A 17,805-nucleotide genomic window follows, 5' to 3' on the forward strand; every position below is an offset into this window, starting at 1 on the left:
TGGCACTGGGCGCAGAGCATGGTTCAGCCAGCCTTCTTGACGACACGCAGCATGACCGTGGGCACGTTGGTGCCTGCCTCGGCAAAGCTCGCGACCGGCAAATCACGCCATTCACCCGACAAGACGCCGTGGTCGTACCGAGCGGTAGCCGGGAGTATGGAAACGAGTGTGCCGCCTGGTTTCAGAAAGCGAAGGGCATGTTCGACGTGCTTGACGTAGTGCTTTCCGTAAAATGGAGGGTTCATCACCACAGCGTCGAACTCGGGTGTGGCTGGATGCTCCAGAAAGTTTGCGGTCAAAACTGCATGCCCCTTGCCACGGGCTTCGGAAGCACGGGCAGGGTGATATTCAATCCCGAAAGCGCTGTGTCCATGCGCGCGCAGCGCATCGAGAATACGACCGTCGCCGCAAGATGGCTCCAGAACGCGTTTGACAGGCATCGTCGATCGCCCGCCGCTGTAGTGGGCTGGGTTGGGTATGCCTGCAAATTCAATGGCCGCTTCCGTTACCTCGACCGGGGTCCAGTAAAACTGGAGATCCTTGGAAACGGCGGTGCTGGCGCTAGGCTTGACGTTATCAGCCTCTGCGTCGGGCAGCACCTCGCCATAGAACTCGGCAAGGGCCTTGTTGATGTCGATCAGCGCCCACTTGTCGAAGAAAACATGAGCATTGCCATTGGCGAATTTGCGGATTGTCAGACCACGATCGACGGTCGCAAATTCCTCAACCTTGCCATAGCGGTCCGTACTCGAGTAGTTCCGGCCATCAAGCACAGCATCGTCACCGCGACGGTTAGCGAGGTCGATCGCACTCCACTCTTTCCACTCGAACGCCGGCTGATTGCGCAAAGCGGCAAGCGCATTCACCATATCCTCGAACCGCTTGCGCCCCCAATCACTGGTATATTCGCCGAAGCCGCTAAGGATGACGCGCTTGGGCAATCCCTTGACGCCGATGCGAACCTTGCTGTGGCTCTTGTATGCGGGGTCAAGGTCGACAAAAGCCTCGGCCAGGCCCTTCAGGATATGGAAGCGCGGGCGGATAAGGTAATCGCCAAACGTGGCCTTCGTGTTCTCCATCGTCAGCGGCGGCGGACTTGCCAGCGCTTGGTCAAAGAGCTTTTTGTCTTTAGCGCTGGCAATGCTGTCGATCTGGAGGCGGTTGTAAACAGCCCGCCAACCAGACTTGAGCAAGTTGTTACGCAAGCTGCGCGCGTTCAGGTACGACTTGGAGCCTACAGGTTCGACATAGACACCCTGAACAGTGGCACACATGCCGAGACGATCATACGCTTGGTCGAATTGCGAAATCGCTTCCTCAATCGCAGCGTCTTTAGCAGCGTACTCGTCGATGATGTCCGCCACAGTAGTGGGGAGAGCCAGCGCCCCCATCTACCCCACCCCCAAAGCCGCAGCCCGAAGCGCGACGAACGCACAGAGCAGGATGTTGGACAGGGGGATGGCGTGGGCGAGGAGGGCGCGCATTTAGTAGCCCATCCATTCTTCGGGCGAGCAGTTGCAGCCAGGATAGCGGGCGCGACATTTCGCACACCGCCCGGCCATGTCGCAGCACGGCCCCTCCAGACGCGCGCACGGGGAGACACTGCAACACCTGTTCATGGTGGCGGCGAGATCGCGCATCAAGGCATCCTGCCAGCGCGCCAGATCAGCCCCCGCAGCTTGATAAAGGGCCACCCGAGCCGTGCTGGCTTTCTTTTTCCCCAGCGGCGCAGCGAGAGCCAGAACGCGATCATCTGGCAGCGCTGCGAGAATGCCCTTAATGCTCGCCTTGAGGTTGCTGACACGGGCAGCGCGTTCTTTTGCGGTCACCTTTCGGGCGTGCGCCTGCTCGATTTTGTACGCGTCGATCTGCGCGTCAATGTTGCCGCGCTTCGCCAACGGGATGTTGAGCTGCCCGTGATCCATCACGCCGCTCCCCCGGTGGTGCGGGTGGGGGTGCGAAATGCCGATATACGAACGCTCGGACGAAAGGTATGATCAGTCCATGTCGATCCTGCGCAAACTGCTCGCCCACTTCCGAAACCCGCCGCCGTGGTATTGCCGCTACGGCGACGCGCGGTGTGTGCATGAAGCGCCGTGCGACGAGTGCCGGGCTGACAAGCACTGGTGATCTGAGGGGCGGTCATGCTGCGTCCTGCCGCAGATCGGCGGGGAGCAACTTCTCAGTCGTGATTTCTTTGCCGCCCTCTTTTGCTGCGGCAATTACGTCCGGCCATTTTGCAAGCGGAATCCTGTTTCTGTCGAACCAGCCTTGCACAGTGGTGTGGCTGTTATGACCCAGCTTACGGGCCAAGGCGCGAATGCCGCCGAGGTCGGCTATAATGGCTTGATGGTTCATACGCATGGTGTACACAGCGTGTGTACGCCAGTCAACGTGGAAAGTGTACCGCCTGCTCGCGATAATGCGGACATGGCAAACGTACGCACCACAGGTGAGATAATATCCGAATTCGTGAAGCGCGCGGGTATGTCGATGCGCACTTTTGCGGCAGCGTGCGGCTACAAGGCTGCCTCTGGCGTGCAGCGCTATATGGACCCCGAATTTGACGCACGCCTCAGCTTAACTGTCGCTGAGAAGATAGCTGGCGCCCTAGAAGGTAAGGGCAGTCCAGCGATCACGCGCGACGATGTTTTTGCGTTGGCAGGTCTGCCGCCGGCCAATGCCGTGCCTGTTCAATACGAAGGGGCATCTATGGAGCGCATGAAGCAGGACGTGCCGATCCTTGGGACGGCGCTAGGCGCCGACCGCATCGAGGATAGCCTATCTATCGAGCAGACCGCTTTATATGATCATGAAATCATAGGATACGCCAAGCGTCCCGTAATCCTTGACGGACGCCCGGACGTTTACGGCATCTATGTCCAAGGATCATCAATGTTTCCGGCGTTCGAGGACGGCCAGATTGTGTTCGCGGAAACGACACGACCGCCGCGCATCGGGGACAATGTGATCGTCTACCTGCGCAAAAACGGCGAGGGCCAAGATGGTGACGATGGTGAAAGCGCTCGCACGGTGTTGGTGAAGCGCCTGGTGCGCCGATCCGGTTCATATGTTGAGCTGGAGCAATACAGGCCGGGGCTGACGTTTCAGATCGACGCCAAGGAAGTGCTAAAAATTCACCGCGTCCTAAGCATGAATGATCTCCTGTCTTGATGCGAGAGCTAAAGGATACGGGCGGTTTTACGTGATGATTGCGTGTACGCAAAATATGTAAAATAGCCCTTGACCGTACGTACACAACGTGTGTACATCTACCTCCAACAGCAGCCCCACCGGCGCTGCTCGGAGGTCAGTTCAGTGCAGATCACCCGCATCACCGCAGCACCATGGCACGAGGCTCCCGAAGCCCGCGCCTTGCTTGCGAGCATCGACGTTTCCGACCTGTCTTTGCACCGCCCGATCGTGGTCATGGGCGACGATTGCCTGCACTACACTGGCGATGCCGTTGAGCGCTTGCAGGACATGCGCCGCGACCTGATCGACGGCCTGTTTGGCTGCACGTACCGCGAAGCCGAGGCATCCGGGCGCGCACATGATTACCTCGACTTCGAGGCGACCCAGCCCCGCGCAGATGATGTTCTGGCGGACGTGTTCGGCTGCCCCATGCGCTTCGGCAACATCGACCCTTACGACGCCACCCGGCTGATGCGTCATTACGGGAGGCTGGCGGCGTGATGTACGCCGAGCAAGCCTATTTCGACGGCGTTCCGGTGCAGCACTGCGCGGACTGGCAAGAGCGGAACCGCCTGAAAGCCATCAACCAGCGTTGCCACGAAACGGCGCGGCGCGGTCAGACTTTTCACACATTCGCAGAAGGACGCACCTCATGACGGACGCGCAGAATAGCGGGGTCGAGTTGCTGCCGTGTCCTTGCTGTGGGTCTGGGCCCGCAAAGGCGCCCGGTCGCTTCACGCAGGCATCGTTCAGCGGCGTGGAAGTCATGAACGAGATCTACAGCCCATATGTTTGGTGCGGCACTTGCTGCCTCAGAACTCGGGAATGTGACAGCAAAGCCGAAGCCATCATCGCATGGAACACCCGCGTCCCCACGCCCTCGGACCATGCGGGGTGGCAGGACGCGCTGACAGGCTGCGTTGGCATCGAAAGCAACGGTGGGAATGGCGGCCATCCTTGGGTTCGCGTGTCCTTCACCGAGCCGGGTCAAGAAGTCGCTCTGCATTATTCATTGCTGGCCGAACTTATCCCCACCCCGCCCATCCTCACCGCTGGCTCGGGAGAAGGGGCGTGAGCGAACAGATGCCGCCTGATTGGGCGATTGAGCGGGCTTGCACTGCATCAGGGCACAGCAAGCATCACCGGGACTCGGCCAAGGCTCAGCCTAAACAAAACCCAACGATCATCGCCTTCGCCCACTACATCGCCCAGCACGAAGACGCGCCGGTTGATCCGCTGCAAGAGTGCTTGCGCGAGACTTACGGCGCTGCGGCTCCTGAGTCCGTCTCGGCTTTCCGTGCCGCTCTTGGAAAGCATGGCCTCGAAATCCGCGAGGCGGCGCAATGATCCGCCATTCCTCTCTCCACACCACGCGCCCACCGATGACCGAGGCACGCAGGCAGCATGTATTCGGTGCCCTGCGCCCCATGGACCCACCCGTAACCCTGCGCGGCAAATACGCAGCGATGCGGGCCGAGGAAGCGCGTCTCGCTGCCGAAGATGGCGATGCGTCGGAGCCTCATCCGCTGTTCGGGGTGATCATCGCGGCGGGGCTGTTTGGGGTGCTGATCATCGGCGTGCTTGCCGCAGCTATTATGATTGGAGGTTGATGTGAGCGTTACCCTTTATCGCGAGATCGACGCCCTCGGTGGCGCTGCGGATACCTCGACGCCGTACAACAACGCCCACGACGAGGGATACAGCGCGGCTTTGAGTGACGTGCTGGTTATCCTCAGTAAGCGCGGGTTCTCGGAGGCGGAGGACGCGCAGCCCGAAGCCCTGATCGCCCTTGCTCACCAGTACCGCAGCGACATGCTCTATCCGCCAGCGGCTGACAGCCGGGTGCGCCGGATTGAAGCGATTGATGCGGTTCTTTTTCCAGGACGCAAATCATGACCCATCGCGGCTCATTCACTACCACCCTTATGTGGCACGACAGCCGTGGCAGCGAGATCGAAGCTGTCGTGCGCGTCACCTATGTTGGTCGCCCTGGCTCACCCCAGACCATGACAGACCCGGAAGATCCAGCGTCGGTCGAGATCATCAACATCGCTCCCGCCGACAAGAGCATCTCCGTTCCACAATCCTTTTACGAGGACGAAGAACTGATGGGCGAGTGTTTTGACGACTGGCGAAACGATGAGGAAGAAGCCGCTGAATGGCGCGCTCAATCCCGCCGCGACCAGTTGATGGGAGGCTTCTGATGGACCGCCCCCTCCACCTCGTGTGCCTGGCGATCACCGCGGTTCTTGTCCTCGCGATCTTTGTTGCGCCGCCTGAGCGCCAGACCATCCATGCAGAAAGGAAAGTGCCGTGAACGCTCTCGTCCAAGTTCCAACGAACGGCCATGAGTTTCGCCAGTCCACGGACGCGGCCGGACTCTGCGGCGCGATTGTCAAGCAGACCGCCAAGAAAATTCAGGGTCGTGGTTACGTCACTGTCGAAGGCTGGCAGGCGATCGCAATTGCGCACGGTTGCGCAGCGTCCGCGCTCAATGTCGAACGCGTCAACGACGAAGGCATGTCCGGCTTTAAGTGCGTCGCCGTGGTGCGTCGCATGGATGACGGCAGGGAAATTGCCCAAGCAGAGGGTTTCCTCGGTGATGACGAGAACGTCTGGTCCAAGCGCCCGGTCTACGCTCGACGCGCTATGGTGCAGACGCGCGCGATTTCGCGCGCCTGCAGATCGGCTTTCGCGCACGTCGTAGTGATGATCGACGCCGGCCTGTCCACGACCCCGGCCGAGGAAGTGCCGGAAGGCGGATTCGTGGAGGCGCAATACACCGAGGTCCGGGAATCGGCCCGGCAACAGCAGTCAAAGCGACAGCCCGCCACCGACGAAGGCATGCCGGCTGCAGCTTGGGCGAAACTGATCCAGTTGATTGAGGCTACCAACGCCGACACTGGAAAGATGCTCAAGCACTTCAATGTGGCGGATCTGAAAAAGCTCTCCCCAGCACAATACGATCAGGCAGTTGGCAAGCTCCAGAACGATCTGGCGGCCATGGCGAAAGCCAAAACCAACCAGGCTGGCGAAGCACAATCCGACACCACAGCCGGCGAGTTCGACAACCTCGACGCCGCTTCGATCCCCTACTGAAAGGGCCCCGAACTATGCTCTACAAATCCAGCAAGGGCGACAAAGATATCGCCACCATGCCTCTGTCCTACGCGAAAAACGCCTTAAACAAGCTGACGCGCACCGAGCCAGAACGCATTGCCGAGATTGAAGCGCTCCAGGCGCACGTCGATAAGCTCACTGCCGAGGCAACGGAGGTCGCGCTTAATCCGCCGGCACCGCGCCCGGCCGTGATTGGCGACAACAACCCGCCACCCGACGAACAGGTTTCGGTTGATCCACAGTGGGCTGCCGTAAAGCTTCACCTCGACGACCTGCTGAGCGAGGCCCGCAACTGGGCGGACGGCGCGCAGATCACCACGCAGGGCCAGGCCGATGCCGTGGGCACCCTTCGCCAGCAGCTTCAGGACGGCATGAAGCTGGCCGACGAAGCGCGCATCGCGGAGAAGAAGCCGTTCGACGAGAAGATCGACGAAATCCAGACCCGCTACAACGCCTACATCGCCCCGCTCAAGAACAAGGTGCCGGGCACCGCAAGCAAGGCGGTATCGGCGCTGGGCAATGCCCTGACGGTCTGGCTCAACAAGCTGGAAGCCGAGAAGCGCGAGCGCGAACGCGTCGCCAAAGAAAAGGCGGATGAGATCGCCGCCGCCGCGATCGAGGCACACAAGGAAGCCGCGGCATCCAGCGACCTCGACGCGATCGACGAAGCCGCCGAACTTATGGCCGCTTCCGACCAGGCCGCCAAGACGCTCCGCTCGGTCGAGCGCGAGAAGGTGCAGGCCTTTGGCGAGAACCGGGCAATCGGCATGCGCTCGTACTGGAAGGCAGTTCCGGTCGAAGGCGAGGGTGGTAAGGCCCTGGTCCATTATGCCAAGCGCCAGCCCGACCGGGTGAAGGCTTTCCTGCAGCAGATGGCCGACGAAGACGTGCGCGCCGGCATCCGCGCCATCCCCGGCTTCACCGTCAACGAAGAACGAAAGGTCGCCTGACATGGCCGGCAGCGTCAACAAGGTCATCATCGTCGGCAATCTGGGCGCTGACCCGGAGGTCAAGTCGTTCCAGAACGGCGGGCGCATTTGCAACCTGCGCATAGCTACGTCGGAAAGCTGGAAAGACCGAGCTACCGGGGAGAAGAAGGAGCGCACCGAGTGGCACTCCGTCACCATCAACAGCGACGGCCTGGTCGGCGTGGCCGAACGCTTCCTGCGCAAGGGCTCCAAGGTCTACATCGAAGGCCAACTACGCACCCGCAAGTGGCAGGATCAGACCGGCAATGACCGCTATACCACTGAAGTTTCCGTAGGCGGGGTCGGCGGCGTGCTGACCATGCTGGACGGCGCGCAGGGGAGCGAAGGCCGAAACGGGAATTCCCGTAACGACGACAAGGAAGTTTTCAACAGCAACAAAGGTGGCTGGCAAGACGGCAACAGCAATGCTGGCAGCGACTGGGGCGACCTTGATGACGAGATCCCCCTGTGATGGCCTTGCCTCGCCGCATCCCCAAGGAGCGCAACCGCTCCGAACGCAGGCGCTCACAAGCGCATTGCACGTTCGTCCGGTCGCATCAGTGCTGCGTGCCGGGCTGCCAGGATATGCCGATTGAGGTTGCGCATGTTCGCGCCGGGTCGGACGCAGGCATGGGCCGGAAACCTTCGGACTGGTTCACCGTCAGCCTTTGCCGGGGGCACCATTCGGAGCAGCATCGCATCGGGGAAGGTCCCTTCGGTCGCGTCCATGGCATCGATCTGCATACGCTCGCTGCCGAGTTCGCCGCCGCCAGCCCAAAGGCAGCGGAAATCCGTCTCCAGCAGAGAGGGCGCGCACGATGAACGGCCAGACCATCATCCTGTCGAACCCGGCCAACCGGATACGTGCCCATCGCCTGATCGAAGCTGCGCCAGATCGCGCTGTGCTGAACGTGCGGGAGGCGAACCGAAGCAGCGACCAGAACGCGAAGCTTTGGGCCATGCTGTCCGACGTGGCGCGGGCAAAGCCGGGCGGACGGGTGCTGACCACCGAGAACTGGAAGTGCCTGTTCATGAACGCGGCGGGCTTCAACTGCACGTTCGTGCCCGCGCTGGACGGCACTGGCGTCGTGCCGCTGGGTTTCAAATCGAGCCGCCTGAACAAGGCAGAGTTCTCCGATCTGATCGAAGCAATTTACCAATTCGGTGCCCAACATGGCGTCGAGTGGACTGATCCTGCCGAAAGGAAAGCAGCATGACCCCGGCCATCGAACTACAGCAGGCGCTTGATTTGAGGGCGCGTGAGTTGGGGGAAGGGTGATGGAGCAGATCGGCTATTCATTCACTTGTGGCATGATCAGGGCAATTGCTGTCTTTTCCATCGCCTTGCTCGTTTTCACTGCAGCTACCAGACTGACATTTCGGTATTTTAGCATAGGCTACGATGAGACGGACAACAAGGCGACCGGAGAACGGTCGGGCCTCCGCATCTACACCGACCATGCGACTGGCTGCCAATACATTGCCACCAGCAACGGAAATCTGACGCCGCGCATAAATGCGGATGGTGCCCACATCTGCAAGGAGCCGACCCCATGACCACCACCAGCGCGGGGGAGATTGTGGGCGTGACCGAGGGGGATCGGCGGGCGATGATCGCGTACGAATCGCTGTCGGCTATCCCGTTGTCTCCGGGGTTCATCGCGGAAATTTTGGAGGGCCGACACGACGGCATAGGTCGCATCCAGTTAATCGCTCGCCATCGTCTCGCGGCCTTGGAGGATGCGGCGAGGGCTTGTGAACAGCAGGCCCGCGATTTCCTTTCGCCGCAATACGCGACTGGGCAGCCGGCGTCATCGATCAGCGAGCGGTTCGCTTGTTCTGAGTGCGCCACCGCCATCCGCGCCCTCAAATCGCCACCTCCCGCCAGCAGCGAGGAGCCTTCTGTATGAGGGGCACTCTGAAAATCCGCCAGATCGTCGTCGAAACGGACGACGGCGGCTTGCACTGTGTTTCTTTGGATCAGGACCGCTTGGACTTCCTTGTGGCCTTTATCCAGACCCTATCAGAAGGCCCAATCCGCCTCGTCAAGCTGCCGACCGACGTGAAGATGCGGCCTATCAAGGACATGGACCCATGACCGACAAGCAAACCCTGCTCGATCTGGCTGAGCGTTGTGAGGCTGCGATGGGGGCGGATCGGGAGTTGGATGCTCTGATTGCGGCCACCTGTAGATTTTTCCCGCGCTATGTCGGCTACATTTGGAAAGCGGGCCTTCGCGCCAACGTTCCCGAAGTTGGCCGTGTCGAATGTCATACAAAAATCGGCGCGGGCGGGCTACACTATTCCGCCGCGAAGTTCACCGCTTCCCTCGACGCCGCGATGACGCTGGTGCCCGAGGGCTGGAAACTACGCCAGATGGCGTTCAGTGCGCCGTGTGCTGATGACCGCAGCTGGCACCTGAATTTGCACGGGGGCAAAGTCGGAGAACATCACCTTGTCGGTCGCGGCAAAACCCCCGAACTCGCCCTCTGTGCAGCAGCCCTACGCGCTCGGGCGGGAGGTGGGGTGTGAGGGCGCATCCTCCCGATCTCCAGCGCAAGTTCGACAAAAAGCTGGACGAGCGCAAGACCATCCAGTTGTCGCCAGAGGAAATGGACCTCCTCGTCGAATGCGGAGCCTACGACGCGATTGTTAAGGCAGCTCAGGAATTCAGGAAAGCACAATGCCGAGAACGAAGCGCCCGAAGCCGCTCTATCAGCGCGGCCAGTTCTCCCTCTACCCCCGCGCCGGACGCAATCCGGAAATCGTCTGGTACGACGACACCGCAAAGCGCGAACGAAGCGCTAGCGCGGGCACAAGCGATATTGAGCAAGCCAAACTAGCGCTCGATCGCAAATACCTACAGGCGCATGGGGGCCATTACTGCCCTCGTTGTGGACAGGCAACGGATGGGGAAGTCGCAGCCTTGCTGCTGAGCGCGATAACCGATTACATGCTCAAGAATGAGCATCAGGCAGGATATGTCCGATCGACCAAACCTCGCTTGTCAAAGGTCATAGAATACATAGCGGCGACCGATCCCGCCGTCACCGTGCCGGCCGTCACCCCGCAATGGGTCGAGAAGTTCCGCCGCTGGTTGGCCGCGCAGCCTGTCGTCAACAAGGCGGGCGCAATCGTCAGGGATCGCTCGCCAGGCGGGATAGAGGGCTGCGTTCTCCAGTTGGCGGCAGTTATCAACTCTACCACCGGGCATAAGGCGCAGTTTAAGGCCCGTTCGGTCAAGGATCTGGCGCGTTCGCCCGTCTACCGCGCCGACGTCGATACGCTCGCCGCCATGTTTCGGTTCTGCCTCTACCCCGAGGCTAAGCCCAAGCAGAGGTGGTCCGCCAAGGTAGCGCAGGTAATTGTCGAGGGCCGAACCAATCTCCTGCGGTATTTGCGCGCCGCCGTCACCACGTGGGCAAGGCCGGATGCCATCTACGATCTGCGAGCCAAGGGGCAATGGTACAAGGATGCCGGCGTGCTGGCATTGAACAGGCCGGGTCGGGTGCAAACCAAGAAGTACCGCCCATCCATTCCCGTCGCACGCCAGTTTAAGCCGTGGCTAGACGAGGCGATGGAGCGGGAGAACTATCTGCCCGTTAGTACGATTCGCCACACGTGGGATGCCATGCGCACGCATATCGGCCTACCTGGCGAAGCGGAGGCGGGCGAAAAACTGATACGTCGCAGCGTGTCCACGATCTGCCGCCGCTACATCGGAGAGGCGAATTGGGCGCAAGGGGAAATGATGCTCGGCCACCGCAAGGCGAGCATATCGGACATCTACGCGCTACCTGATCCGGCTAATCTTGGGCTCGCGCTGGAAGCAACAGAGCGCCTGATTGACGAGATCGAATCGCGTGTTCCAGGGGCATTTACCGCGTCGTTACCGCGCGATAACGCTATACGCCCTTCGCTGAGGGTGGTATAAAAGCTAAGGTTTCTGCTGGATTTGGTGCTGGAGCGGGTGAAGGGAATCGAACCCTCGTATTCAGCTTGGGAAGCTGCTGCTCTACCATTGAGCTACACCCGCGCGCCGGGGGCCGCATGACATGCAGGGGTGTTCGCGTCAATCGGGTTTGCGGTCGATCAGGCGCTCTTGGCGCTGGTGGGTGGTTGAAACGCCGGTTGGGCGGGTTCAAGATGCGGCGATGAGACAGGAAACCACCATCCTTGCGTTCGATACGACCGGTCGGGGATTCACCGATGTTACCCGCGCCGTTGCCAGATGGCTGGACGATACCGGTATCGCGGAAGGACTGCTGACGTTGCTGTGCCGCCATACCTCCGCCTCGCTGGTGATCCAGGAAAACGCGGCGCCTGAGGTTCGCACCGATCTGGCCGCCTGGCTGGACCGGATCGCGCCCGAAGACCATCGCTACGCGCATGACGATGAAGGGCCGGACGACATGCCTGCTCACCTGAAAGCCACGCTGACGGGCGTGAACGTGCAGGTGCCGGTGATCGGCGGGCGGCTCTCGCTGGGCACGTGGCAGGCGATCTATCTTGCCGAACATCGCCGGATGCCGCATCGTCGCCAGATTGCCGCTCACCTGATCGGCGCATGAAGTCAGGGACTGTCATGAACCTGCCATGGGTGACCGCATGAGCGCAGATGCTATTCCTGGAGATGTGCCAAGCGGCGATCTGGTGAGACGCCACCGGCTGTCCACCCGGGTATGGCACGCGATCAACGCGCTCACCCTGCTGGTCCTGCTGATGAGCGGTCTGATGATCTTCAACGCTCATCCGCGCCTGTATTGGGGCGAGTATGGCGCCAATCCGGACTATGCGTGGTTGCGCGTGGGTTCGGCACGGTCCGGCCCTGTGGAGCAGGGGTATCTGCAGGTAGGCAGGCAGCGGTGGGACACCACCGGTAAGCTCGGGCTGTGGAAGGACGGCGATGGGCGCGTGCAGCGCCGCGCGGTTCCTGGCTGGGCGACGATCCCCTCGCGCTATAGCCTGGCGGTGGCGCGGATCTGGCATCTCGCGTTTGCGTGGGTACTGGCGCTGGGGCTGCTGGCATATCTCGTGCGCTCGCTGGTGAACCGCCATCTGCAGCGCGACATCCACATCACCCGTGGTGAGTGGCGTCCAGCGCATCTGTGGCAGGACGTGCGCGATCATGCGCGGCTGCGCTTTCCGACCGGGCAAGCCGCGCGGCGGTACTCCGTGCTGCAGAAGATCGCCTATGCCGCCGTCTTGTTCGTGCTACTGCCGCTGATGATCCTGACCGGCCTTGCCATGTCGCCAGGTACGGATGCGTGGCTGCCGGTCAGTGAAGTGCTGGGCGGTCGCCAGTCTGCACGCTCGGTGCATTTCCTGTGTGCCGGCGCGCTGGTGGGCTTCTTTGTGGTGCACATGGTAATGGTGGTGCTGGCAGGACCGCTCAACGAGGTGCGCAGTATCGTTACCGGCTGGTATCGCCTGCCAAAGGAGCGCAGGCCATGACGCTGATCGTAACCCGGCGCGGCCTGATCCAGACCGGCATGATCGGCGCGGGCAGCTTGCTGCTGCCCGGCTGTGACAAGATCGCGCAGAACCCTGCGGTCCTCGATACGCTGGGCCAATCGGAAAAGCTTCACCGGCTGACCCAGCGCGCGCTCGGCCGCAATGCGCTGGCCCGTGAATACCGCGAATCGGAAATGTCCCCGGTTTTTCGCGCCAACGGCAGCCGCGAAGTGGTCGATCCGGCGTATCGCGCGCAGTTGGCGCAGGGCTTTGCGAACTGGGCCTTGCGGATCGACGGACTGGTGGAGCAGCCGCTGGCGATCCCGTTGCACGCGCTGCGCACGATGCCCCAGCGCGCCCAGATTACCCGTCACGATTGTGTAGAAGGGTGGAGCGCGATCGGGCGCTGGCAGGGGCCGCGCCTGTCGATGTTGCTCGATATCGCCGGGCTCAAACCTGCCGCGCGCTATCTCGTGTTCCATTGCGCGGACCGGTATCTGGGCAAACCGTACTACGAATCGATCGACTTGGTCGACGCATTCCATCCGCAAACGATCCTGGCGTGGGCGATGAATGGCAAGCCATTGGAAGAAGCGCACGGCGCGCCATTGCGCCTGCGGGTGGAGCGCCAGCTGGGCTACAAGCACGCCAAGTTCGTTAGCCGGATCGAGGCGGTGGCCTCGCTCGCAGGCCTGTATGGCGGCAAGGGCGGGTATTGGGAGGACGCCGAAGCGTACGCGTGGTACGCTGGCATCTGATCATCGCGGACACCTGAAGGCGCGCGGTTGCGGCCAACTTGCATCATTCGCGACGGAACGCGCCGCGCGATGGATGGTTTGCCTTGCCTTGTAATCGCGTTGCCACAATAAAGCGCGATGCACGAAAACAGGATAATTCCGCCCGCGCGAATCCAACGTAACGTCCTCGCGATCGGGGAACGGCGGGTGTTGAACTGGCTTTGTGCCCGCACTCCTAGCTGGGTAAAGCCAGATATGCTCACGGCCCTTGGCATGTTCGGGGCGCTGCTGATCTTCGCGGGATACACGACGAGCCTTTTGAACGAGGACTGGCTGTGGCTGTGCATGCCCGGCTACCTGCTGCACTGGGTAGGCGATTCGATGGACGGCAGCCTGGCCCGCTTCCGTCACATTGAGCGCCCGCGCTACGGCTATTTCCTCGATCACAGCTGTGATGGTCTGGCGACGTTCCTGATCCTGCTGGGCATCGGCCTCAGCCCTTACGTGCGGCTGGAAGTGGCCCTGATCGCGATGATCGGCTACCTGTTGCTGTGCATCCATACCTTCCTGGCTGTACGCGTGCTGGGCGAAATGCGCCTCTCGTATCTGAATGCCGGGCCCACCGAACTACGGGTGATCCTGGTCTCCCTGACATTCGCGATGCTGCTTTTCGGAGACAAGCAGCGCGACATGACCGCGATGACGGGGTTTGATTGGTTCGTGGGCGGCGTCGGTCTGGTGTTGATCGGACTGTTTGTGGTGCAGACCGCCAGTGCGGTGCGGCGTTTGGCGCGGATAGAACCCGCGCTGTGACGCGGCTTTAATCGGGCTGGGGGTCGGGCGTGCGCAACCTCACGCCGTTTTGTGTCTTTGTGTGTTTGACGGGGCGGCGATGTATATCGTCGCGCGTCGCTCCAAACATGGGAGACCACACGTGATCAAGACGACCAAGACCATTCTCGCGGCACTGGGTGCCGTTACCGCGCTGGCCGCCGTGCCTGCACTGGCCCAGCCTGCCGGTTCGCACGTCACCAAGGTCGTGGTGAAGAAGGGCCCGACCGTGAAGAAGACCGTGATCCGCACTGGCGGCCATCCCCGCCACCACGTGGTGTGCCGCACGCACTGGCGTGACCACAAGAAGGTCCGCGTCTGCCGCTAAACCCTATGTTGCCCTTTCCTCATCGGCGTGCCGAGGGGAAAGGGCGCTTTCGCGGGCATCAGCGTCAAGCCCGTGAAACAAACACTTGTCAGCCCTGGGCGGGCAAGTTTGCGAAAGCGGCCTGAAAGGCGTCGTCGCTGACAGGGGAGGCGGCGGGGGCCGATTGCGCCTTGCTCCCGGGCGCGTAGATAAATCCGAATGCGGGGCTGACGCGCAGACCAAGCGAATGGGTGGGCGCGTACCACACCCGCACGTTGCTCCAATCACCGTTCGCCGAAACATCTTCCGCCATAGCTGAAGTTTCGATCATGCCGGGGCGAGACCAGTTCGCATGGTTGAGCACGACATGGCGCTGATCTACAACGGTCTTCACGACGGCCACGTGGCCGACACGCATTGCACCGGATGCCTTGAACACCAGCACCGAACCCGCCAGCGGCGTGTGGCCGCGCGCATAAGTTCCTTCGGCTTGTCCCCACCAGGTAGCGGCATTGCCGCGCAGAGCGATCGCTGAATGGTCCCTTGCATATTCAACGCATTGCAGCGGGCGAGCCACGGCGGGGGTGGCGAATGCGAGAGCCGCCATGGCGATCAGGGGAACCAAATTCATGAACAGGCGTTATAGCGGCCAAAGGATATTGCGATAGCGAACGGGATTGCCGCTCGTCGGTTACCCCGAACGCTTTGTCGCAGTTTGTATCCGCGCCCTGTGGACTACCCCGCCAGCGCCAGCTTTGCTGCATCCTCGCGCACCGCGCGGGGCTGATCTGGCCAGATTCCCCGCGTATCATAGACCAGCTTGTCCGCCCTTTCGGCGAGCGGGACGACGCGGAACACGTCGTGGTCCACCAGCACGATCAGGATGTCACAGGTCTCCAGCGCTTCGTCGATGTCGATATGCACCACGCCGGTGTCGGTAAACTCGATCGGAAGGGTATCGGCGTAGGGCTCCACCACACTCACGCGCTCGCCGTACTTGCGCGCGATGCGGCTGGCCACGAAGCGGGCGGGGCTTTCTCGGAAATCGTCGATGTTGGCCTTGAATGCCAGGCCCAGGCACGCGATTCGCGCGCCGGGATGGGCATCGATAAGCGCTTCGGCCTTCGCGATCACGTGGTGCATCTTGCCGTCGTTGACGCCGCGCGCGGTGCGGATCAGCGGGGTTTCCTCCGGTGCGCCATGCACGATGAACCAGGGGTCCACCGCGATGCAGTGGCCGCCAACGCCGGGGCCGGGTGACAGGATGTTCACGCGCGGGTGCCGGTTGGCGAGGCGAATGACCTCCCATACGTCCAGCCCCATGCGATCGGACACGATCGACAGTTCGTTCGCGAAGGCGATGTTGACGTCGCGATAGGCGTTCTCGACCAGCTTGGTCATCTCTGCCGAACGCGCGTCGGTGGTCACGCATTCGCCCCGCACGAAGCGCTTGTAGAACGCCAGCGCCTTGCGGGCGCACCGCGGGGTCACGCCGCCGATCGAACGGTCGTTGTTGGTCAATTCCTCAAGGATGCGGCCGGGCAGCACCCGCTCCGGGCAATAAGCGATCGAAATGTCGGGCGTCTCGCGCGTCAGGCCGGGAATTTTCAGGTCCGGGCGCATGTGGGCAATCATGTCGCGCATCTTCTCGGTGGTGCCGACCGGCGAGGTCGATTCCAGGATCACCACATCGCCCGCCTTCAGCACCGGTGCGATCGTGCGGCCTGCCGCCAGGACATAGGAAATGTCCGGCGCATGGTCCTTGTCGAACGGGGTGGGCACGGCGATCACGAACACGTCTGCAGGCGCAACCTCGGTGGACGCGCTCAGCAATCCGCGCGCCACGACGCCCTGTACCAGTCCGTCGAGATCGACTTCCTCGATATGGATCTCGCCCCGGTTGATCGTGTCGACCACCTTTTGCGACACGTCCAGGCCGAGCACCTTGCTGCCCGAACGGGCGATGACCGCAGCCGTGGGCAGTCCGATGTACCCAAGCCCGACGACGCAGACCGATGGCTTATTGTCCGATTTCATGCGCAAGCAGCTCCACGATACGGCGCGATGTCTGCCCATCTCCGAAGGGATTGTGGGCGCGCGCCATGGCCTCGTATGCGCGCTTATCGTCCAGCAGGGTTGATAATTCGGTAACGATGCGCGCGGCATCGGTCCCAACCAGCTTCGCAGTGCCTGCTTCCACGCCTTCGGGCCGCTCCGTGGTCTCGCGCATGACCAGCACCGGCTTGCCCAGCGCGGGCGCTTCTTCCTGCACGCCGCCCGAATCGGTCAGCATGATCTCGGCGATGGACAGCAGGCGGGCGAAATGGGGATAATCCAGCGGCTCGATCAGGGCCACATTGTCCAGGCCGCCCAGCGCGCCGTTCATCACCTGCCGCACGTTGGGGTTGAGGTGGACCGGAAAAATCACCGCCACGTCCGGGCGGGTTGCAATGTCCCGCACCGCCCGCGCGATGCCTTCCATGCCATCGCCGAAGTTTTCGCGGCGGTGGCTGGTCACCCCGATGATGCGCCGCCCGGCGAATCGAGCCTCAAGTTCGGCAAGCCCGCCGGCGAGGGCGGGTTTGCGCGCGATCTCGTCCGTCACCCAGTGCAGCGCGTCGATCACGGTATTGCCCGTGACGTGGACGCGGGCCGGGTCGACGTTCTCCTTCAGCAGCGCGGCCTGGCTGGTGGTGGTGGGGGCGAAATGCAGGCTGGCCATCGCGCCGATGATCTTGCGGTTCACTTCCTCTGGCCAGGGATGGTAGATGTTCCACGAGCGCAGCCCCGCTTCCACGTGATCGACCGGGATCTTGCGGTAATATGCGGCCAGCGCGCCGGACATTGCGGTGGCGGTATCGCCCTGCACGATCACCCGATCGGGCTTTACCGCGTCCATCACCTTGCCCAGCCCGATCAGCAGGTTAGCGGTCAAGGCATCGAGCGTCTGGTCCGGTTGCATCACGTCCAGATCGTGGTCCGGCACAATGCCGGCGATCGTCAGCACCTGGTCCAGCATCTGGCGGTGCTGCGCCGATACGCCCACCACGCATTCGAACCGGGGATCGGCCTTGAGCGCGTGAACGACGGGGAACAACTTGATCGCCTCGGGCCGGGTGCCAAAAACGACGAGAATGCGGGCAGGTGCTGTCATGGGCGCAGGCGATACCCGCGAAATGTTAAACGACCCATA

General features: G+C 61.9%; 29 protein-coding genes and 1 tRNA gene. 23 read left to right on the plus strand and 7 right to left on the minus strand.

Going from position 1 to position 17,805, the window contains the following annotated elements; genetic code table 11:
* Positions 1–23: 23 nt before the first annotated feature.
* A complete protein-coding gene (locus ASE49_RS12855; RefSeq protein ID WP_200922037.1) occupies positions 24–1,364 on the minus strand; it encodes a class I SAM-dependent methyltransferase in 1,341 nt (446 codons plus the stop codon).
* A 120-nt stretch (positions 1,365–1,484) separates the two neighbouring features.
* Positions 1,485–1,925 carry a hypothetical protein gene (locus ASE49_RS12860; RefSeq protein ID WP_056773077.1) on the minus strand — a complete coding sequence of 147 codons (441 nt, stop codon included), beginning with the start codon at positions 1,923–1,925 and terminating at the stop codon, positions 1,485–1,487.
* 37 nt (positions 1,926–1,962) lie between these two features.
* Here ASE49_RS12860 and ASE49_RS18790 point away from each other — a divergent pair, with 37 nt between their 5' ends.
* Positions 1,963–2,130 carry a hypothetical protein gene (locus ASE49_RS18790; RefSeq protein ID WP_235522981.1) on the plus strand — a complete coding sequence of 56 codons (168 nt, stop codon included), beginning with the start codon at positions 1,963–1,965 and terminating at the stop codon, positions 2,128–2,130.
* 12 nt (positions 2,131–2,142) lie between these two features.
* Here the strand turns inward: ASE49_RS18790 and ASE49_RS18470 are convergent, their stop codons facing one another.
* A complete protein-coding gene (locus ASE49_RS18470; RefSeq protein WP_162234250.1) occupies positions 2,143–2,358 on the minus strand; it encodes a carph-isopro domain-containing protein in 216 nt (71 codons plus the stop codon).
* Between the two features lie 72 nt (positions 2,359–2,430).
* On the opposite strand from ASE49_RS18470, the gene ASE49_RS12870 reads away from it, so the two are divergent.
* The 17 genes from ASE49_RS12870 (at position 2,431) to ASE49_RS12950 (ending at position 11,217) form a co-directional block, all read left to right on the plus strand.
* Complete coding sequence (locus ASE49_RS12870; RefSeq protein ID WP_162234251.1) at positions 2,431–3,174, plus strand: S24 family peptidase; 744 nt, start codon at positions 2,431–2,433, stop codon at positions 3,172–3,174.
* Between the two features lie 144 nt (positions 3,175–3,318).
* Positions 3,319–3,696 carry a hypothetical protein gene (locus ASE49_RS12875; protein ID WP_156370308.1) on the plus strand — a complete coding sequence of 126 codons (378 nt, stop codon included), beginning with the start codon at positions 3,319–3,321 and terminating at the stop codon, positions 3,694–3,696.
* 265 nt (positions 3,697–3,961) lie between these two features.
* Entirely contained in the window at positions 3,962–4,270 is a 309-nt protein-coding gene (locus ASE49_RS12880; protein WP_235522982.1) for a hypothetical protein, read from the plus strand.
* On the plus strand, positions 4,267–4,542 hold the full coding sequence (locus ASE49_RS18315; protein WP_156370310.1) for a hypothetical protein: 276 nt from the start codon (positions 4,267–4,269) through the stop codon (positions 4,540–4,542). The genes ASE49_RS12880 and ASE49_RS18315 overlap by 4 nt, the downstream gene beginning before the upstream one ends.
* Before the next feature lie 35 nt (positions 4,543–4,577).
* Positions 4,578–4,805, plus strand: coding sequence for a hypothetical protein (locus tag ASE49_RS12890; protein WP_056773101.1), 228 nt, complete (start codon positions 4,578–4,580; stop codon positions 4,803–4,805).
* Between the two features lies 1 nt (position 4,806).
* Positions 4,807–5,091 carry a hypothetical protein gene (locus tag ASE49_RS12895; protein WP_056773102.1) on the plus strand — a complete coding sequence of 95 codons (285 nt, stop codon included), beginning with the start codon at positions 4,807–4,809 and terminating at the stop codon, positions 5,089–5,091.
* The gene (locus ASE49_RS12900) at positions 5,088–5,399 is read left to right on the plus strand and encodes a hypothetical protein (protein ID WP_056773104.1); all 312 of its coding nucleotides are present in this window, start codon (positions 5,088–5,090) and stop codon (positions 5,397–5,399) included. Before ASE49_RS12895 ends, ASE49_RS12900 begins: the two co-directional genes overlap by 4 nt.
* 109 nt (positions 5,400–5,508) lie before the next feature.
* Entirely contained in the window at positions 5,509–6,294 is a 786-nt protein-coding gene (locus tag ASE49_RS12905) for a hypothetical protein (RefSeq protein WP_056773107.1), read from the plus strand.
* 14 nt (positions 6,295–6,308) lie between these two features.
* Positions 6,309–7,265: a hypothetical protein gene (locus ASE49_RS12910; RefSeq protein ID WP_056773110.1), complete on the plus strand. Its 957-nt coding sequence runs from the start codon at positions 6,309–6,311 to the stop codon at positions 7,263–7,265.
* A gap of 1 nt (position 7,266) precedes the next feature.
* Entirely contained in the window at positions 7,267–7,755 is a 489-nt protein-coding gene (ssb, locus tag ASE49_RS12915; RefSeq protein ID WP_056773113.1) for a single-stranded DNA-binding protein, read from the plus strand.
* On the plus strand, positions 7,755–8,105 hold the full coding sequence (locus ASE49_RS17865; protein WP_082456461.1) for a DUF968 domain-containing protein: 351 nt from the start codon (positions 7,755–7,757) through the stop codon (positions 8,103–8,105). Before ssb ends, ASE49_RS17865 begins: the two co-directional genes overlap by 1 nt.
* Positions 8,102–8,500, plus strand: coding sequence for a recombination protein NinB (locus ASE49_RS12925; RefSeq protein ID WP_056773117.1), 399 nt, complete (start codon positions 8,102–8,104; stop codon positions 8,498–8,500). The genes ASE49_RS17865 and ASE49_RS12925 overlap by 4 nt, the downstream gene beginning before the upstream one ends.
* A 61-nt stretch (positions 8,501–8,561) precedes the next feature.
* Positions 8,562–8,840 carry a DUF6440 family protein gene (locus ASE49_RS12930; protein ID WP_056773119.1) on the plus strand — a complete coding sequence of 93 codons (279 nt, stop codon included), beginning with the start codon at positions 8,562–8,564 and terminating at the stop codon, positions 8,838–8,840.
* Positions 8,837–9,193: a hypothetical protein gene (locus ASE49_RS12935; protein ID WP_056773121.1), complete on the plus strand. Its 357-nt coding sequence runs from the start codon at positions 8,837–8,839 to the stop codon at positions 9,191–9,193. The genes ASE49_RS12930 and ASE49_RS12935 overlap by 4 nt, the downstream gene beginning before the upstream one ends.
* Entirely contained in the window at positions 9,190–9,381 is a 192-nt protein-coding gene (locus tag ASE49_RS12940) for a hypothetical protein (RefSeq protein WP_056773124.1), read from the plus strand. Before ASE49_RS12935 ends, ASE49_RS12940 begins: the two co-directional genes overlap by 4 nt.
* A complete protein-coding gene (locus ASE49_RS12945; RefSeq protein ID WP_056773128.1) occupies positions 9,378–9,815 on the plus strand; it encodes a hypothetical protein in 438 nt (145 codons plus the stop codon). Before ASE49_RS12940 ends, ASE49_RS12945 begins: the two co-directional genes overlap by 4 nt.
* A 151-nt stretch (positions 9,816–9,966) precedes the next feature.
* Complete coding sequence (locus ASE49_RS12950) at positions 9,967–11,217, plus strand: hypothetical protein (protein ID WP_056773130.1); 1,251 nt, start codon at positions 9,967–9,969, stop codon at positions 11,215–11,217.
* Positions 11,218–11,245: 28 nt separating this feature from the next.
* Here ASE49_RS12950 and ASE49_RS12955 read toward each other — a convergent pair.
* Positions 11,246–11,319: transfer RNA gene (locus ASE49_RS12955), tRNA-Gly, on the minus strand.
* A 118-nt stretch (positions 11,320–11,437) separates the two neighbouring features.
* Between ASE49_RS12955 and ASE49_RS12960 the strand changes: the two genes are divergently transcribed.
* From ASE49_RS12960 to ASE49_RS12980, 5 genes are all read left to right on the plus strand, one after another.
* Positions 11,438–11,854 (plus strand): secondary thiamine-phosphate synthase enzyme YjbQ, encoded by a 417-nt coding sequence (locus ASE49_RS12960; protein ID WP_056773270.1) that lies wholly within the window; start codon positions 11,438–11,440, stop codon positions 11,852–11,854.
* Positions 11,855–11,891: 37 nt separating this feature from the next.
* A complete protein-coding gene (locus ASE49_RS12965) occupies positions 11,892–12,737 on the plus strand; it encodes a cytochrome b/b6 domain-containing protein (protein ID WP_056773272.1) in 846 nt (281 codons plus the stop codon).
* Complete coding sequence (locus tag ASE49_RS12970) at positions 12,734–13,495, plus strand: molybdopterin-dependent oxidoreductase (RefSeq protein WP_056773132.1); 762 nt, start codon at positions 12,734–12,736, stop codon at positions 13,493–13,495. Before ASE49_RS12965 ends, ASE49_RS12970 begins: the two co-directional genes overlap by 4 nt.
* A gap of 117 nt (positions 13,496–13,612) precedes the next feature.
* Entirely contained in the window at positions 13,613–14,287 is a 675-nt protein-coding gene (locus ASE49_RS12975) for a CDP-alcohol phosphatidyltransferase family protein (RefSeq protein WP_056773136.1), read from the plus strand.
* 121 nt (positions 14,288–14,408) lie between these two features.
* Complete coding sequence (locus ASE49_RS12980; RefSeq protein WP_056773139.1) at positions 14,409–14,633, plus strand: hypothetical protein; 225 nt, start codon at positions 14,409–14,411, stop codon at positions 14,631–14,633.
* A gap of 88 nt (positions 14,634–14,721) precedes the next feature.
* Here the strand turns inward: ASE49_RS12980 and ASE49_RS12985 are convergent, their stop codons facing one another.
* From ASE49_RS12985 to wecB, 3 genes are all read right to left on the minus strand, one after another.
* Positions 14,722–15,243, minus strand: coding sequence for a CHAP domain-containing protein (locus tag ASE49_RS12985; RefSeq protein ID WP_056773142.1), 522 nt, complete (start codon positions 15,241–15,243; stop codon positions 14,722–14,724).
* A gap of 104 nt (positions 15,244–15,347) precedes the next feature.
* Positions 15,348–16,649, minus strand: coding sequence for a UDP-N-acetyl-D-mannosamine dehydrogenase (gene wecC / locus ASE49_RS12990; RefSeq protein ID WP_056773144.1), 1,302 nt, complete (start codon positions 16,647–16,649; stop codon positions 15,348–15,350).
* Positions 16,633–17,766 (minus strand): non-hydrolyzing UDP-N-acetylglucosamine 2-epimerase, encoded by a 1,134-nt coding sequence (wecB, locus tag ASE49_RS12995; protein ID WP_056773147.1) that lies wholly within the window; start codon positions 17,764–17,766, stop codon positions 16,633–16,635. The genes wecC and wecB overlap by 17 nt, the downstream gene beginning before the upstream one ends.
* Positions 17,767–17,805: the final 39 nt, after the last annotated feature.

It is taken from the genome of Novosphingobium sp. Leaf2 (assembly GCF_001421325.1).
In the GTDB taxonomy this organism is placed as follows: domain Bacteria; phylum Pseudomonadota; class Alphaproteobacteria; order Sphingomonadales; family Sphingomonadaceae; genus Novosphingobium.

Excerpts from the sequence above, each read along its gene's own strand:
- ASE49_RS12925 (WP_056773117.1), top strand. The coding sequence starts at position 8,102 with ATGAACGGCCAGACCATCATCCTGTCGAACCCGGCCAACCGGATACGT.
- ASE49_RS18790 (WP_235522981.1), top strand. The coding sequence starts at position 1,963 with ATGCCGATATACGAACGCTCGGACGAAAGGTATGATCAGTCCATGTCG.
- ASE49_RS17865 (WP_082456461.1), top strand. The coding sequence starts at position 7,755 with ATGGCCTTGCCTCGCCGCATCCCCAAGGAGCGCAACCGCTCCGAACGC.
- ASE49_RS12860 (WP_056773077.1), bottom strand. The coding sequence starts at position 1,925 with ATGGATCACGGGCAGCTCAACATCCCGTTGGCGAAGCGCGGCAACATT.
- ASE49_RS12900 (WP_056773104.1), top strand. The coding sequence starts at position 5,088 with ATGACCCATCGCGGCTCATTCACTACCACCCTTATGTGGCACGACAGC.
- ASE49_RS12940 (WP_056773124.1), top strand. The coding sequence starts at position 9,190 with ATGAGGGGCACTCTGAAAATCCGCCAGATCGTCGTCGAAACGGACGAC.
- ssb (WP_056773113.1), top strand. The coding sequence starts at position 7,267 with ATGGCCGGCAGCGTCAACAAGGTCATCATCGTCGGCAATCTGGGCGCT.
- ASE49_RS12960 (WP_056773270.1), top strand. The coding sequence starts at position 11,438 with ATGAGACAGGAAACCACCATCCTTGCGTTCGATACGACCGGTCGGGGA.
- ASE49_RS12945 (WP_056773128.1), top strand. The coding sequence starts at position 9,378 with ATGACCGACAAGCAAACCCTGCTCGATCTGGCTGAGCGTTGTGAGGCT.
- ASE49_RS12870 (WP_162234251.1), top strand. The coding sequence starts at position 2,431 with ATGGCAAACGTACGCACCACAGGTGAGATAATATCCGAATTCGTGAAG.
- wecB (WP_056773147.1), bottom strand. The coding sequence starts at position 17,766 with ATGACAGCACCTGCCCGCATTCTCGTCGTTTTTGGCACCCGGCCCGAG.
- ASE49_RS12880 (WP_235522982.1), top strand. The coding sequence starts at position 3,962 with ATGAACGAGATCTACAGCCCATATGTTTGGTGCGGCACTTGCTGCCTC.
- ASE49_RS12930 (WP_056773119.1), top strand. The coding sequence starts at position 8,562 with ATGGAGCAGATCGGCTATTCATTCACTTGTGGCATGATCAGGGCAATT.
- ASE49_RS12890 (WP_056773101.1), top strand. The coding sequence starts at position 4,578 with ATGACCGAGGCACGCAGGCAGCATGTATTCGGTGCCCTGCGCCCCATG.
- ASE49_RS12985 (WP_056773142.1), bottom strand. The coding sequence starts at position 15,243 with ATGAATTTGGTTCCCCTGATCGCCATGGCGGCTCTCGCATTCGCCACC.
- ASE49_RS12965 (WP_056773272.1), top strand. The coding sequence starts at position 11,892 with ATGAGCGCAGATGCTATTCCTGGAGATGTGCCAAGCGGCGATCTGGTG.
- ASE49_RS12950 (WP_056773130.1), top strand. The coding sequence starts at position 9,967 with ATGCCGAGAACGAAGCGCCCGAAGCCGCTCTATCAGCGCGGCCAGTTC.
- ASE49_RS12910 (WP_056773110.1), top strand. The coding sequence starts at position 6,309 with ATGCTCTACAAATCCAGCAAGGGCGACAAAGATATCGCCACCATGCCT.
- ASE49_RS12975 (WP_056773136.1), top strand. The coding sequence starts at position 13,613 with ATGCACGAAAACAGGATAATTCCGCCCGCGCGAATCCAACGTAACGTC.
- ASE49_RS18470 (WP_162234250.1), bottom strand. The coding sequence starts at position 2,358 with ATGAACCATCAAGCCATTATAGCCGACCTCGGCGGCATTCGCGCCTTG.
- ASE49_RS12935 (WP_056773121.1), top strand. The coding sequence starts at position 8,837 with ATGACCACCACCAGCGCGGGGGAGATTGTGGGCGTGACCGAGGGGGAT.
- ASE49_RS12970 (WP_056773132.1), top strand. The coding sequence starts at position 12,734 with ATGACGCTGATCGTAACCCGGCGCGGCCTGATCCAGACCGGCATGATC.
- wecC (WP_056773144.1), bottom strand. The coding sequence starts at position 16,649 with ATGAAATCGGACAATAAGCCATCGGTCTGCGTCGTCGGGCTTGGGTAC.